At 50.3% G+C, this 15305-nt stretch carries 7 protein-coding genes; 2 read left to right on the top strand and 5 right to left on the bottom strand.

Annotated elements, in window-relative coordinates; all coding sequences use genetic code 11:
* Window positions 1–165: 165 nt before the first annotated feature.
* A complete protein-coding gene (locus tag CBE68_RS15905; protein ID WP_087507093.1) occupies window positions 166–1170 on the top strand; it encodes a response regulator in 1005 nt (334 codons plus the stop codon).
* Window positions 1167–2138: a GGDEF domain-containing protein gene (locus CBE68_RS15900; RefSeq protein WP_087507092.1), complete on the top strand. Its 972-nt coding sequence runs from the start codon at window positions 1167–1169 to the stop codon at window positions 2136–2138. The genes CBE68_RS15905 and CBE68_RS15900 overlap by 4 nt, the downstream gene beginning before the upstream one ends.
* Before the next feature lie 72 nt (window positions 2139–2210).
* Here the strand turns inward: CBE68_RS15900 and CBE68_RS15895 are convergent, their stop codons facing one another.
* The 5 genes from CBE68_RS15895 to CBE68_RS15875 form a co-directional block, all read right to left on the bottom strand.
* Window positions 2211–3080, bottom strand: a complete 870-nt coding sequence (locus CBE68_RS15895) for a DUF3014 domain-containing protein (RefSeq protein ID WP_087507091.1) — start codon at window positions 3078–3080, stop codon at window positions 2211–2213.
* A gap of 107 nt (window positions 3081–3187) precedes the next feature.
* The gene (locus CBE68_RS15890; protein ID WP_087507090.1) at window positions 3188–5296 is read right to left on the bottom strand and encodes a M13 family metallopeptidase; all 2109 of its coding nucleotides are present in this window, start codon (window positions 5294–5296) and stop codon (window positions 3188–3190) included.
* Between the two features lie 164 nt (window positions 5297–5460).
* Window positions 5461–6021, bottom strand: coding sequence for a DUF5610 domain-containing protein (locus tag CBE68_RS15885; RefSeq protein WP_087507089.1), 561 nt, complete (start codon window positions 6019–6021; stop codon window positions 5461–5463).
* A 245-nt stretch (window positions 6022–6266) separates the two neighbouring features.
* A complete protein-coding gene (locus CBE68_RS15880; RefSeq protein WP_087507088.1) occupies window positions 6267–9575 on the bottom strand; it encodes a di-heme oxidoredictase family protein in 3309 nt (1102 codons plus the stop codon).
* 208 nt (window positions 9576–9783) lie between these two features.
* The gene (locus CBE68_RS15875; protein WP_087507087.1) at window positions 9784–14613 is read right to left on the bottom strand and encodes a di-heme oxidoredictase family protein; all 4830 of its coding nucleotides are present in this window, start codon (window positions 14611–14613) and stop codon (window positions 9784–9786) included.
* Window positions 14614–15305 lie beyond the last annotated feature (692 nt).

Genomic DNA, 15305 nt, shown 5'->3' with positions numbered 1-15305 from the left:
TTACAAAAGTTTCAATCACTGCATCACAGCTTCAACGCGGCATCAAGAGACTTAAGCAGGGTCACAGATCAAGCGCTCGATATACATCAATTCTTATAAATGCCAAGGGTTCGTGTATCATCCGTAGAAGTTTATTTTTTTGACATATTTTTGTAGCGGCAATTCGTGGTTAAAACAGTTCTCATATGTGACGACTCAGCCTTGGCGCGCAAACAACTTCACCGTAGTTTGCCGACCGGTTGGGGCGTGGAAGTTCTTTTTGCCAAAGATGGGCAAGAAGGCGCTACTTTGTGTCAGACCCAGCAAATCGACTTGATGTTCTTGGATCTGACGATGCCGGTAATGGACGGCTATCAAGTGTTAGAGGCGTTGCAGCACTACTCTGAGCGCCCTGATATTGTCGTTGTATCGGGCGATATTCAGGCCAAAGCACTTGAGCGAGTGACGGCACTTGGTGCGGCTGAGTTTTTGCGCAAGCCAGCAAGTAAGGCTGAACTGCAACATATTCTCGAACGCCACGGCTGGTATACCGGTCAAGGTAAACCTGAATCTGGCGCCAAAATAGCCGAACTCGAAGTGTCTGAAATGGACGCTTATCGCGAACTGGCTAACGTCGCGATGGGGCGTGCTGGCGGCTTGATGGCTGAGATTCTCAACTTGTTCGTCAAATTGCCAATCCCTAACGTGAATGTATTGGAAAGCTCAGAGCTGCACATGGCACTGCAGGCTGTCGATGAATACAGTACCTTGTCGGCTGTTTGTCAGGGCTTTATCGGCGATGGTATTTCTGGCGAGGCTTTCTTGTTGTTTGACGACACTCGTTTTGACGACATGTCGGCATTGTTAGGCCACGATGATTACGCCGATAATCAGGGCGAAATCGAAGTACTGATGGATTTATCCAACATCCTCATTGGCGCTTGCCTCAAGGGCATCGCCGATATGCTTCATGTCCACTTCAGCCAGGGCCACCCTGTGGTGCTAGGCCAACACTGTCAGGTCAATGATTTGATCGCTGCCAACCAAAATCGCTGGCAAAAAAACCTCGCCATTGAGATTAACTACAAAGTTGAAACCCACGATATTAATTGCGATCTGCTGCTTGTGTTTACCGAAGAATCCCTGCCAGTACTGCGGGAAAATATCAAGTACATGCTGGAGGAGTCATGAGCGGTAGCGACTTCCGTGAAATGCATTGGATGATCACCATGATCCACCATATTGATGTTGGCTTGGTGGTGCTGGACAAAAATTATCGTATTGAAGTTTGGAATGGCTTCATGAAAAACCATTCCGGATTGACTCCTGATCAGGTCCGCAATCGTGAGATTTTTAAGGTTTATCCAGATTTACCGGAGCAATGGTTCCGCCACAAGTTAGACAGCGCTCGTTTACTCAAGTCACGGTCCTTCACCACTTGGGAGCAGCGTCCTTACGTCTTTCGTTTTCAGAACTATCGACCCATTACTGGTTCTTCAAGCTACATGTATCAGAACATGACAGTGGTGCCGCTGCAGTCTCTGACTGGTGAAGTGGAGCATATTGCCCTGATCATTTATGACGTCACCGATGAAGCGGTGAATAAGATTGAACAGAAGCTCGCCAATAGTCGATTGCAGGAAATTAGCCGCACCGATGCACTCACTCAATTGTTTAATCGCGGTCATTGGGAAGAGCAACTACGACAAGAGTTTGCTCGTATGCAACGCTCGCACCGCCCCAGCACCTTGATCATGCTCGACATCGATCATTTCAAAAAGGTTAATGATGAATTCGGCCATCCGGCTGGTGATGAAGTGATTCGAGAAGTGGCTCGTCGGATCAAGCGTACCAAGCGTTCAACCGATATCGCTGGGCGCTACGGTGGTGAGGAATTTGCAGTTCTCCTACTCGATACCGAACCCGATCAAGCAATGTACTTTGCCGAACGGCTGCGAAAGGCTATTGCTAAAAAGGCGGTGGAGTTTGAACAGCACAGCATCAAACTAACAATTAGTATTGGTATTTCGCAAAACTCACCGGACATCGATAGCGCTCAAGCATGGATTGAACGCGCAGATGAAGCACTCTACACCTCCAAACGCGAAGGTAGAAACCGAGTCACAATGAGCCCCAACAAACCGCACATGAATCACTAACCAAAAGGACGGCTTAGCCGTCCTTTTTTGTCTTTTACTTCACTGCCTTACCATCAGCGACTCACCATCAGCCTACTCAGGCTGCCACTGCTCTAGCGGTTGTTGTAATCCAGTAAGCAACAGACGAAGTTTGTTGTTGAGATTTGGCCCCAAGCGAATCATCAGCTTGTCTACCGCATCAAGCTCTTGAACTTGCTCATTGGCATATTCATACATGACATGCGGTTGCACCAGCTCCACTGAAGAGCCCGGCTTTGGAGATGCCAGCACGCGTTGAATTGCTTCCAACAAGGTGCTGTGAAATTGTTGGTCCGGATAACCTAGGCGCTCGTAGGCCTCTTGCAGCAGTGGGTAGAGGTGCTGATAAAGCGCCACCCAATGCTCTCGTGGCATACCTGCCATTAAATCCAGGTATGGCTGGTAACGGGCGATATTAGCCGTTGAGCCATAGAGTTTTCCATCCGCTTCAATCACTTTATAGCGGCCCACCGGACGCTCAAGCGGCAGCTGATTGTAAGTAACTTGGCCACGAGAAAGGGCATCAACAGAGACAACAAACTGCTCGATTAGTCCCTCATCGACCAACAAAGCAATACTCTTGCTGACAATCTTCTGCTGCAATTGTTGCAGCAAAGTGGCGTCGCTGTCATCGAGTGGAGGCAGCGGGAAATCGAATAGTTTCGGAATTGGTTCAGGTTCGGGCTCAGGCTCTGGAACTTGTTCTGGTTCCGGCTCGACGATAACTTCCGGCTCAGGCTCGGGCACTACTTCGGGCTCAGGCGCAGCCACAGGCTCCGGTTGCTGAATAGGTTCAGTCACAACAGGAGGGGGAGCAACAACATCTTCATGGCCGTTTTTGGCAAGCCAAGCAACCACACCGACGGCGACGACCGCAATCAAGGCAAGGACAATCAGTAAATTTCGGATCTGGTTGGCTGACATAATATTCCTCGAGGACTACCAAGGCGGCTAACGGAAACCGTCAGCCGCCCATAACATCGCTTAAATTGGTCAAGACAGCAAGGAAATTATGCTGTCCAACCAATGAATTACCAGATTTTCACGCGATCCTCTGGGGCAATAAACATTTCATCCGTTTCTTTCACATCAAATGCGCTGTAAAACTCTGGAATGTTTGATACCACGCCAATCACACGGTAGTGAGATGGGCTGTGCGGATCGGTGACCAAACGCTGACGCAATTCTTCTTCACGGTAATTGCGGCGCCATACTTGCGACCAGCCAATAAAGAAGCGCTGATCTGAAGTTAAGCCATCAATCACTTCACCTTGCTGACCATTCAAGCTCAATTGCAGCGCTTTGTAAGCCACAGATAGACCGCCTAAGTCACCAATGTTTTCACCTAGGGTGAATTCACCATTGACGTGCGCATCTTCAAATGGGAAGTAACCGTTGTATTGCTCAACCAAACGTGAGGTGCGCGCCTCAAACGCTTCACGGTCGGCATCGGTCCACCAGTTGCGCAAGTTGCCGTCACCGTCATACTTGCTGCCTTGGTCGTCAAAACCGTGGCCGATTTCATGGCCAATCACGGCGCCGATGCCACCGTAGTTAACCGCATCATCGGCTTCCATATCGAAAAATGGCGGCTGAAGAATTGCTGCAGGGAACACGATCTCATTGTTAACTGGATTGTAGTAGGCATTGACTGTTTGCGGCGTCATGTGCCATTCGGTCTTATCGATTGGCTTACCGAGTTTGTCCAACATGAACTGATACTCATAGTTGGCGGCCCGGCGGACGTTACCAACCAAATCACCGGCAACAATTTCCAGAGCGGAATAGTCGCGCCATTTGTCGGGATAACCAATCTTTGGAGTGAATTTGCCGAGTTTGTCTAGCGCTTGCACTTTGGTTTCTTCTGTCATCCAATCCAGATCTTTGATTGAAATTTCGAATGCCTTAATCAAGTTAGCAACCAGCGTTTCCATCCGCTCTTTGGCTTCCGGCTTAAAGTGCTCCTCAACATAGAGTTTACCTACCGCTTCACCCATCATGCTATCAATGTCTTGCACCGCAAGTTTCCAGCGAGGTTGCTGCTCTTCGATGCCTCGCAGGGTTCGGCGATAGAAATCGAAGTTCAAATCAACAAAGTCTGAGCTTAAGTAACCAGCAACAGAATTTAGCAAACGAATTTTGAGATAGGCCTGCCAATGCTCGACCGGCACTTGATCAAAGGCCTTGCCCATGGCTTCCAGGTAACTTGGTTGACGAACGACATACTCAGTCACTTCATCTAAGCCCGCTGCCTTGGCATAAGCCGGGAAGTCGAAACTACCGAGCAAAGCTGCCAGCTCCTCACTCGTCATTTTGTTGTAAGCCTTATTGGCGTCACGACTTTCGACACGAGTCCAATGCCCTTCAGCCAACTGCGTTTCTAATGCCAATACCGCTGTTGCTGCATCAGAAGCGTTGTCGTGACCAACCTTGGCCAGCATAGCAGCCACGTAGTCACGATATTTTTGTCGCAAAGAGACCGACTTCTCATCTTCTTTGAAGTAGTAATCACGATCCGGCAAACCCAAACCAGATTGGTACAAGTAAACGATGTACTTATCCGATTGCTTGGCATCGTTATTAACGTAAAAACCAAACGGCGAGCCACCACCATTCACCAGGACTTCACCCAGTTTAGCGGCCACATCACTATGAGAGGACAATGCATCAATAGCCGCTAAATCGGCGGCAATCGGCTTGATACCGGCTTGTTCAACTGCTTGTTCATCCATGAATGTATTGTAAAAATCACCAACCTTTTGGCCTTCTGAACCGGCAACTTGCTTGGCAGCTGCCGCGGCTTCGATGATTTCACGCAGCGCCAGTTGTGACTCTTCATGCAAGACAGTAAAGCTACCGTAGTTTGAACGGTCCGATGGTACCGGGGTGTTTTTCAGCCAAGTGCCATTAACACTCAAGTAAAAGTCATCTTGGTGGCGGACGGATGCATCAAAATTATCCAGTTCGATGCCGGATTTTTCGACTGTATTAGCTGCCACAGCTTGGGCTGGCTCGGCTTTTGCAGCCGGCGCTTCTGATGCCGCTGTTGGCTGCTGAGCAGTTGGCTTATTGTCGGAGCAAGCGGCAGTCATCACAGCTAGAGCGATGCTGGCTGCCAGTACGGATTTTTTAATTTTCATTATTGACCTGATTTTGTTTCGGTTGTCGGTAGCGTTTGATGGTATTGGAGATTAAGCAAAGAATCGATTGGCCGACAAACTTTGTAACATTTTACGGAGCTGACACACAAAACACGCTGCATTTTGTCGAGAAAATGCAGCGTAATAAGGCTAAAGCAGACTAATCAGGCTAATTCAGGTGGTGTGCTTGATTGATTCAAACTGTTGCGATAGCTATCGGCAAAGTTCTGCAAGCCAGCTTGAACAAAATCGTAGGTTAGGTTGATATTGTCGGCAATATCTCCCTCGAGCACAGCAAGACTATCAAGAATATCTCGCGCTTCTTCAAAGCCCTTGTCAACTGCGCCTTTAATAATATTCATGTATTCATTCAACGCATCTTCGCCTTGCAAATCAGTATTGACCTCAAGAAAAGCGTCAAAGTATTTGGTTGAACCGGCAATAATTCGCTCAGCGGTTGCCTCAGGCGATACATCAATGCCGTCATCTAACGCTTGCTGAGCAGCATTATCACCAAACTCAGGCGCAAGTTCTTCGTTAATCGCATCAATGGCGGTGCGATAGAGCAGCGCCATTGGCTGATTACCAGCTTGCACACTTACTTCAAGCTGAGCCTGCAAAATAGCAGCATTTTGATCGTTTTTGAGCTGTTCCTTGCTAGCGGGTTTATTGGTCTGCTCAACATTCCGGTAGAGCGACGTGGAAGATGTAGGATTGATAGCCATAGCAGATTCCAATCGTCGATTGTCAGTAGCAAGATTATCGGCAGTTCTTGCTAACCTTTTAGTAAAAATAGCGCAAAAACTGCTTATTTAGCGAACAAAATACATCGATTCAACAGTCGCGCTACAAATAACACATCAATCTCACTGAAATCATCAATCAAGTCACTTGCAGCGACAAAAAAGCCGGCCACAAGGGCCGGCAAAAGCAACAACAGGAATGCTTTTCTAGTTGGGTGCTCCTGTGTTTAGAGCGAGCGCAGGAACTGAACAATCTTGTCCTGATCGGCCTCACTCAATTTGCCAAACTCGTCAATGACTGCAGCAGCATCGTTATCAGGTTCACCATCATCGTGCATCAAAATGGCCTCTTTGAGGGTGCTGGCGCGGCCATCGTGTAAGAACAGCAATGCCCGTTCACGCATGTGATGCTCCGCCATCGCAGCCGCATCATCGCCATCATACAAGGCAATACCGATATCAATTTGGCCGTTGACCAACTTGTTGTTGTTCTCAAGTAAGTCAATATTTCGGCCCAATCCCCACAGCGGCGCAGTACGGTAGGTACCACCAGCAACACGGTGAGTTTTCATATCGGTGTATGGACGAATCGTCAGGCTGCGAAACGCCTTAGGCGCCTGAGCACTGGTGTGTTGAATAGGCTGGTGACAGCTGACACAACCCACCTCGTGGAACAGAGCATCACCTTCCGCCACTCCCGGTTTGTCGTAAACACCAGGGAAACGTGCAGGCACCGTCAGGTACTCGGTGTACTTATTGATCAGCTCAAGATTCTCCGGCGAGATTTGAGCGGCATCGTTTGGATCAATGCCGTGATCGTTGACCAGTGCGTTCTTGATTTGCTGACGCACAGTCGGCACCGAACCATTCCAGGTAAACCCAGCCTCGCGACCATCGATGTATTGCAGCAGACCAACACCATAGGTTGGTGGCGCAATACGAGGTCCAGCCGGAGTTTCGATGACATCCGAACCACGACCATCGCGGTAGTGACAGTCACCACAGGCAATTGGGCCGCCTGCTTTGATCGCCGCTAACTCTTGACCGATCCCAGTATCACCTGGGTTTGACCCTAGATTATCTTGGCTCGAATCATCAGCGATACCGCGTTGGATTTTTACCCCGTGGAACAGGTGATGGCCCCACAAGAAATCATCAACTTCAGATGGCGATTCCAGCGTAGTCAGGTGCTGAGTAAACAGCGCTCCTTTTTCCATGATCATGTCGTGGATACCAGCACCAATGTGGCCATTCTTGAATTCACCACCGTAGTTCTTGATGTTGAATACCATGTGTGTACCGCCTTTGCCGACCAGCGACAAACGAGGATCTCCAATTGGCGAATGGAAGCCCAGTCCAAAGGTGTAGTACTGGAAGGTGTTGTAGGTTTGCGCCGTAATACGCCCAACCACACCAGTCATCTCGAAGCTCAAGGTTTGACCATAACTCCAGTCGCCTTGGGTGTATGTGGTTTGGTTATTGCTCGGCTCAAAGTTGTACTGCCAAGTGGGTAATTTGGCATCACCAGCACCGTTTTGCAGTCCTTCTAACCGCACCAAGCCTTGCTCGGCGTTGCCGGTATACGACTGCGGCATATTGAGGTCGATCTCCAACTCAATCACACCATTGCTGTCGGTCCGTTCGGTGGCAAACAAGCTATAACGAGCCAAATCAGCCAGCCGTGATGAGTTGTAGGTTGCATCGCGGATCGCTTCGGTCACACCATCGTAAGAGCGCGGATGACGGAAACGCATCCAGTTAGCGCCAACATCTTTGAAGTCTGGCCGATTGCGCAGGTCTAAACGAGTCCCATCATCAATGAACAATGCGGTGTAGCGATAGGCGGTATCAGGATCAAAGTCATAGGTGTTGTCCATGACATATTTACCCGCGCCCGGATTATTCATCTTGTAACGGAAGAAGTACCAGTAATCGCCTCCGGTGAGACACTGAGCAGGAATAGTCGCGGAGCCAGAGGTTAAATCAGTTTCAAAGAAACTCATCTGATCCACCGAGCAGAAGAAGCTCACTTCATCAGCAGATACCGAATCAAGCACTGCGCCAAAGGCCCAAGTAACGTTGTTACCAGCGATATCGAACTGGAAACCGTTAGCCGACAACGGCATGTTTGACGGCGTTTGCAATGCTGCTTGATACAACTCCTGCGGCACCGGCGTAGTTTCAACAACCGCTAGTGGCCAACTTTGATTGGCGCCATCGGTTTGACCCGGCAAAGTATCAGCCGCGCGGAAATACAGCGGCTTACCGTTGTACGTCACTTGCATTGAACCATTCGGCAAACTGATGGTGTCGAGATCGCCAACCAAGCGCGACGGCCGAATCAAGTCGTTTTCGTCGGTGACCAGAACAGCAGGCCATGCCGCACAGTCAACGCAGTTGCTCTCGCCAGAATAGGCCACATCCGGCGCAAAGGTATAAAGGGTATGGCCAAACAAATCATTGCCGACGCCAAGACCACCGACTAGGAAAGTACCAGCTGTCGCGGTGTAGCCGTAATCAAGTACCGGCAGAGCTTCAATCTCTGATGGTGCAACGACTTGGGCATCTTTACCTGCAGGCGGCGTTCCCGGATTACCCGAATCTGGATTGTCAGGGTTATCAGGATTACCCGGATCAACTGGATCTGTTGGTGGGTCAACCGGGTCCGTTGGTGCATCAATGGTATTGAATTGCACGTAATCAATGTTCAGCGCACTGTCGCCGTTATCGAAGCGGACCTCGACGGTAGCACCAGCAGCAATAGTCAGATCGGCACTTGCCGTGGCGTAACTGCCAACCCAACTGCCGTTGCCAGTGAATGGCACATTGTTATCAACACCATCGACATAAACCGAGATGGTGCCCGACTGCTCAGAGGCGTAGGACAACACGATCTGGTTTGATGCCGGCGCATTGTCAATGCGGAAACCCGCACCATTGCTACTGATGTACGCAACGCCTGAACCGCCTTGCGCCGCGCCATCCGAGTAAACCGAGGCTGATCCCAGAATGGTTCCGGACTCAGCTTCAACAATGACAGGCTCGCCAGCTACAGGAGGATCGACTGGGTCTGTTGGTGGATCAACTGGATCGGTCGGTGGGTCAACTGGATCCGTTGGCGGATCAACTGGGTCTGTTGGTGGGTCAACGGGGTCGGTCGGTGGTTCAACTGGCGTTGAGCCACCGCTATCAGTTGGAAACAACACCACTTCTTCAGGCGAAATGTACTGCCCTTGTGAGTTGTCTTGAATCTTCAATTGAATTCGATAACTTTGCCCTTCAGTTAAGCCACTGACCGTGCGCTGCCATCGGCCATCAATCAAGGAGCCACTGTTACAAGCACTATCTAGACAGATGTAATTCCAACCACCTGTCCAGTTCTCGTCATCGAAATAAATAATGCCGGTATCGGCATCCACCTGCTCGATTCCAGCACCAGCCCAAGCTGGGGCCGATATCGCTCCGGTTACCGCCAACGCCAAGACGGCGGCCTTAAAGGGCCGCTCGGTCGTCCGGCTATTCTCTTCAAAGTTCATTTAATCACCTTTGATTCGCTGTATGCCTCGTTAAATCAGCTCACACCGATTTGCGAAGTCTTATGGTTGTCACTCACCCGCCCGAACATGACTCCTAGCAGGGTGAGAGGTAGCTATATATGGGTCATTTGCACTGAGCTGCAGCCACCACAAACCGGCGCCACAAAGCACAAAAGGCCTTCCTAAGAAGGCCTTATCCAGTTCATAACTACAGAGATTTAAGGAATGTCACGACAGCAGCTTGGTCGTCACTGCTTAACGCATTGAACGCGCTGCGACTATCAGAAGCATCGCCACCATGCAGTGCAACCGCCTCTTCTAGCGTCGTGGCAGCACCGTCATGCATGAACAACGTGGCGCGGCCATTGCGTTCGAGCATTTCGATGTTGCGACCGATACCCCACAGCGGCGCAGTACGGAATTCACCGTCATGCACGTTCCAAGTCTTCATATCCGTGTACGGACGGATGTAAAGATCGCGCATCGCCACCGGTGCATCAGAGCGAGTTTTCTGCGTTGGCTGGTGACAACTATCGCATCCGGCTTCATAGAACGCTCGTTGACCTTGAGCCACCGCCGGATCACTGTAGGCGCTGTACTTGCGCACAGGCACATGCAGCAACTCAGTGTAAGTGACCACTTTGTCGAAGTTGTCTTCACCAATGTCAGCAGGAGTTAAACCATGATCCGCCAACAAGGCTTTCTCCGATTGCTCACGCACCGTCGGTACTGAGCCATCCCAAGTTAGCGCAACCTCGGCATCTTCAATCCACTCGAGCAAACCGACACCATAAGTTGGTGGTGCAATTCGCGGCCCTTTAGCCGTCTCAAGAACAACTGAACTGCGTCCATCGCGGAAGTGACAATCACCACAACTGGTTTCGCTTTCCTTGACACCAGCAATACCTTTCGAGCCAGGGAAACCGGTACTGCTAGCGCGTGCGCCGCAGGCATCCGAGACACCGTGGAACAAGTGGTGACCGAGCAGGAAGTCGTTGACACGAGATTTACTGGTTTCAGAGGTCAGATGCTGAGTAAAGATGGCATCTTGTTCATCGGCCAATGACGGGTTACACGGTGAATGAACAATGTACACCGATGCTCGGCCAGCAGGATTCAAGCGAGGGTCGCCGGTAGGCGTGCTAAATCCTTGACCAACGGTAAAGTGCTGATAGGTGTTGTAGACCTGCGAGCTGATCGCGGTGCCGCCAAACTCGGCGTTGTTGGAGCTACCAAAGGTCGCTTCAAATGAGACCGCCTGACCGTAGTTGAACTCATTCGGGCGAATTGGATACGGCGCATTTTCTGCACCAATCACGTACTGCGGCCCCTCACAAACCCCGGCGCCGTACTCCAGCATTTCAAAACGCAAAATGGTACTGGCTGACTGCAAGTCGACATTGACCCCATCTGGACCATCGGTAATGACCGTCTCATAACGCTCCAAGCCACTGAGCAAGGAGTTGTTGTGTGAGGCATCAAAGATAGCTTCCTGAATACCATCACGCGCATGTGGGTGACGGAAACGCATCCAGTTGGCCGAGTTTGTCGTGATGGTCGCTCGCTCGCGCGGATCGATGCGCGATCCCGGATCGTTCTCATTATTCACAAACAGACCCGAATAGACCCAGTTGTGGTCCGGCTCGTTGTTGAACTTACCGTACATCTGATAACGGAAGAAGTAGTAGTAAGTGCCGTAACAAGAAGCTGGAACAGTCGCCGAGTATGGTCCTGCTAAGGTGCCAGGCATATCTGCTTTGTGGAATTCGATTTGGTTATTCGAACACCAGAACTGCAACTCTGGGTCTTTGGCTACACGTGGTGCACCATAACCACCCCAAGGTGAGAACTGATTAATCAAACCATCATCCATCGCCGCGTTGTGGCCCGGACGCCAAGTGACCTTGCGACCTTCAATATCAACCGCAAAGCCATAACGATTTGGCGCAACACCATTCACCGCCGTAGGCAAGGCAGGAGCAGGATGCCTAACCAATGGCAATTGTGGGATCATTTCGACATCAGCCACCCACCAAACGTTACCAATTCCATGGCCAGTGACATCACCCGGTTGGGAATCCTGAACGTAGTAGTAAAGCGGCTCATCGTTGTATGTCACTTGGTATTCAGTGATCGTCACTGGGTTACCACAGTCATCAACACCTTCTCGAGTCCGCTCGATCGTGCCAAATGTACCGGTAACGCCACCTGCACCGACCAGAGCCTCTGGCGATGCCACTAACAACGCTGGCCAATTCGCCAAACAACCGTCATCACAATTGGACACACCGGGGGTGTCGTCGTCAAAGGTATACAAGGTCAAACCTCGCTGAGATGTTTCGTCGCCTGCAACCAGGAAGTTACCCAAGTTGGCGTTGTATCCAACACTGGCAATTGGCGCTGGAGTTGGCACATCAACCACAGGCACATCGCCGCTCGAGCTTGGAATAAAGCACGGTGAATCAACAATACCCTCACCCGGTTTCACGGTAATGCTATGAATACATTGGCCACCACCGAATTGATTCCCTTGCAAACGCATTTCCAGGGTGTAATCAACACCGGGGACAACAGCATTCAGTTGGGTCTCGTAGCGGTAGTAAGCGGCGCCAGAGCTAGGCTGGAATGCGACCGCTTGACCGGCCAAGTTTTGACCATTGCTGATCTCACCTAAAATGGCAAAACTCGCAGGGGTGTTGACGTCGGCGGTGTGATACACCAAACCGTCTGTTGTCAGACCAAATTCATAGCCTTCGCCTCGATCAGCCGCCGGATCAATCGGTTCAACAGGCTCATCGATACCACATTGACCACCGGTATCACCGCCAGTATCGCCACCGGTATCACCGCCAGTGTCACCACCAGTATCGCCGCCTGTATCACCACCAGTATCGCCGCCAGTGTCACCACCGGTATCGCCGCCAGTGTCACCACCGGTATCGCCGCCAGTGTCACCACCGGTATCGCCGCCAGTGTCGCCACCGGTATCGCCGCCAGTGTCACCACCGGTATCGCCGCCAGTGTCACCACCAGAGCTACCAGAAGTCGCGGTAAATTCTAAATAGTCGACATTAATGGCTGCATCACCAACATCAAAGGCAATCGCAACATCGGATCCGGCTGGCACTGCTAAACCGGTAGCGAGAGGGACATAGTTTCCGCCCCAACCACCTGTGCCGGTGTAATTGATGTTGTTGTCTTGACCGTTGATATACACCGAAATGGTGCCGGAATTTTGTGAGGCAAAGTAGACCGTGAGGTCATCTGCCGCAGGCGTGTTGGTAAAGCTAACCCGCGAACCTGGGGTATAGATGTAAGCAACGCCTTGGCCACCTTGAGCTGCGCCATCATTGTATCGCGCCGCATCACCACTGAGGGTACCCGCTTCTGCTTGGATCAGTGTTGTAACAGGCTGGCCCCCGGTATCACCGCCAGTGTCGCCACCTGTGTCACCACCGGTATCGCCGCCGGTGTTACCACCGGTATCGCCGCCTGTGTCACCACCGGTATCGCCGCCTGTATCACCACCAGTATCACCGCCTGTGTTACCACCGGTGTCACCGCCAGTGTCGCCGCCTGTATTAGCACCGCTACCGACAACGGAAGTACAGTTAGATGTCAGCACACCAGAGCCAACCGCAACGTCATTAGCCAGCGCAATACATTGACCAGTCGCATTGTCTTGAATCTTAAACTCAATCTTATGGGTGCCAGATGTCACTCCGGTGGCAAACTCCCAACGATCATCATTAAGCGTCGGAATTTGGCAGTTGTCGTTCAAACAGATGTAGACAAAGCCAGCTGTTTGGCCGCCATCGTAATGGTAGAGGGTACCATCAGACTCAAGACCAAAAGCGAACGCTGGGCCGTTACTACCACCCGTGTCACCGCCGATATCACCACCTGTGTTTCCTCCGGTATCACCGCCCGTGTCGCCACCGGTATCACCTCCGGTGTCACCGCCGGTAGAGCCAGTCCCGAGTATGGTAAATAACTCTGGCGAGGCGTTGAGCCACCGGTCCGATGTAATTTCTGCAACCCAGTTATTGCGGATTGTTGCATCAACCTCAACGCGGGTGTCTCCCCAGTACCCTTCTGGATACGGCGGCGCCCATTTCGCCTGACTGTCCCAATCGGCGTTGATGTAAGCTACCGCTTTGATAACATCAGAATTGCTTTCGATGTAATTGAAATAATTAACGAACCATTCGTCCCAGATTTGCTGAGCAGACTTGTTGGTATCAGCAACTCGACGCTGAATATCGGTGTTGTAGGTCAACGAACTCAAGTCATAACGCTGGGGTGCTGACTCGGAAATCATCATCGGTTTATTGGCTTGTCGCGCCTTGTCCAACATCGGCGCTAACGCCGAACCACCGCAGTCTTGCGGGGTGAAATAGGACATACCAAACCAATCAACATATTGATCACCTGGGTACCAAGCATCGATCGGATTGCCATTGTAGGTGCCACCGCAATAGGTCGCGCCTTGCCAAACCATGATGATATTGTCAGCCCCAGCGGCTTCAACTTTGTCGTGCATGCGAATCCAAGCATTGACGTACGCGTTTGGATCGTAACTATTCCAAGTACCGTCAAACTCATAACCCCAACGCAAGAACACCGGTCGTTGCCAGCTTTGTAATACGCTGATCAACTCATCCAAATTGGCATCGAGCGCGCCATTGTTGATTTGGTCAAGTTGATTCACTAGGTAGACCCCGATTGCTAGGGTCGAATCGGGAAAATCTTGATAAAGCCGCCCCATGTTGTTGGGGCCGGCACCATTGTCGACGTCGGTGGTCAGGCCGCTGAGATCGCCAATATCGATATAGCCTGTGACACCGCCAGGCGCGAGGTTTAAGCTTGATTGGTAGTTGCCAATGCTGGTCGTATCTTGACCAACGATTAGTAGAGTTTTGCCATCAGGTGGCAAGTAGGGCCCTTCCACTGCGCCAGCAACATAACTCGCTGCCACCAGTGAAACGCCGCCAAGTACTCGCAACGAGCGCTTGGCTAAGCGATGGTAGTTGTTCATTGTTCTCTCCTGAGCTCAAACCATAAGAAAATGTTATCGGTAACATTTTTACTTAAGGGCTCTGCATCAAATTAATAAGCAAACTGCTCTTTAAATTGAACCCAGGATTTTTATGTCGGCGACTCACCCAGAACACATCTCGCCGCATCCTTATCTATTCGTAATTAATTGTTTTATATTATTTTTTACAGATAAAGACTAAACCAGAGCTCATTTAGACTACATAGAGCAGGAAACTAAGAATATCCCTTAAAGCATCAGGCTTCATTCTCAAACACAAATAATTTGTATTTATCTACTCAAAACGTGAGATGCCTTGCAAAACATGATATCTCGTAGTCAAAATTAGCATTAACCCTATTAATCAGTAACTTAAAAACAAACAAATGAGCAAAAACTCAAAACAACGAAAAACATAAATTGTTATCGATAACAATAAGTAACCATACTTTTTTAACTCAGTTATTGATGATATTCAGACTCGCTCGCTGGCAGGCAAGAACAGCAAGCGTTGGATGCAACACCAGCGATTACATCATTTTATCTGTAGAGATGGGGAAACTGCGAAAAGAAAGCCAGCATGAAGCCTGTCTCTTGATCACATCTTAGAGTTCAAGAGACTTGGCTAGCTCGTACCCTTCAAGGATGGCTTGTAATTTGAGCCATCCTTGCCACAGCACTTTAACTGAAGC

The sequence above is a fragment of the Neiella marina genome, assembly GCF_002165625.1.
GTDB lineage: Bacteria > Pseudomonadota > Gammaproteobacteria > Enterobacterales > Neiellaceae > Neiella > Neiella marina.
This window is presented reverse-complemented; position numbering and strand designations above follow the sequence as displayed.

Excerpts from the sequence above, each read along its gene's own strand:
- CBE68_RS15875 (WP_087507087.1), bottom strand. The coding sequence starts at position 14,613 with ATGAACAACTACCATCGCTTAGCCAAGCGCTCGTTGCGAGTACTTGGC.
- CBE68_RS15885 (WP_087507089.1), bottom strand. The coding sequence starts at position 6,021 with ATGGCTATCAATCCTACATCTTCCACGTCGCTCTACCGGAATGTTGAG.
- CBE68_RS15890 (WP_087507090.1), bottom strand. The coding sequence starts at position 5,296 with ATGAAAATTAAAAAATCCGTACTGGCAGCCAGCATCGCTCTAGCTGTG.
- CBE68_RS15895 (WP_087507091.1), bottom strand. The coding sequence starts at position 3,080 with ATGTCAGCCAACCAGATCCGAAATTTACTGATTGTCCTTGCCTTGATT.
- CBE68_RS15900 (WP_087507092.1), top strand. The coding sequence starts at position 1,167 with ATGAGCGGTAGCGACTTCCGTGAAATGCATTGGATGATCACCATGATC.
- CBE68_RS15880 (WP_087507088.1), bottom strand. The coding sequence starts at position 9,575 with ATGAACTTTGAAGAGAATAGCCGGACGACCGAGCGGCCCTTTAAGGCC.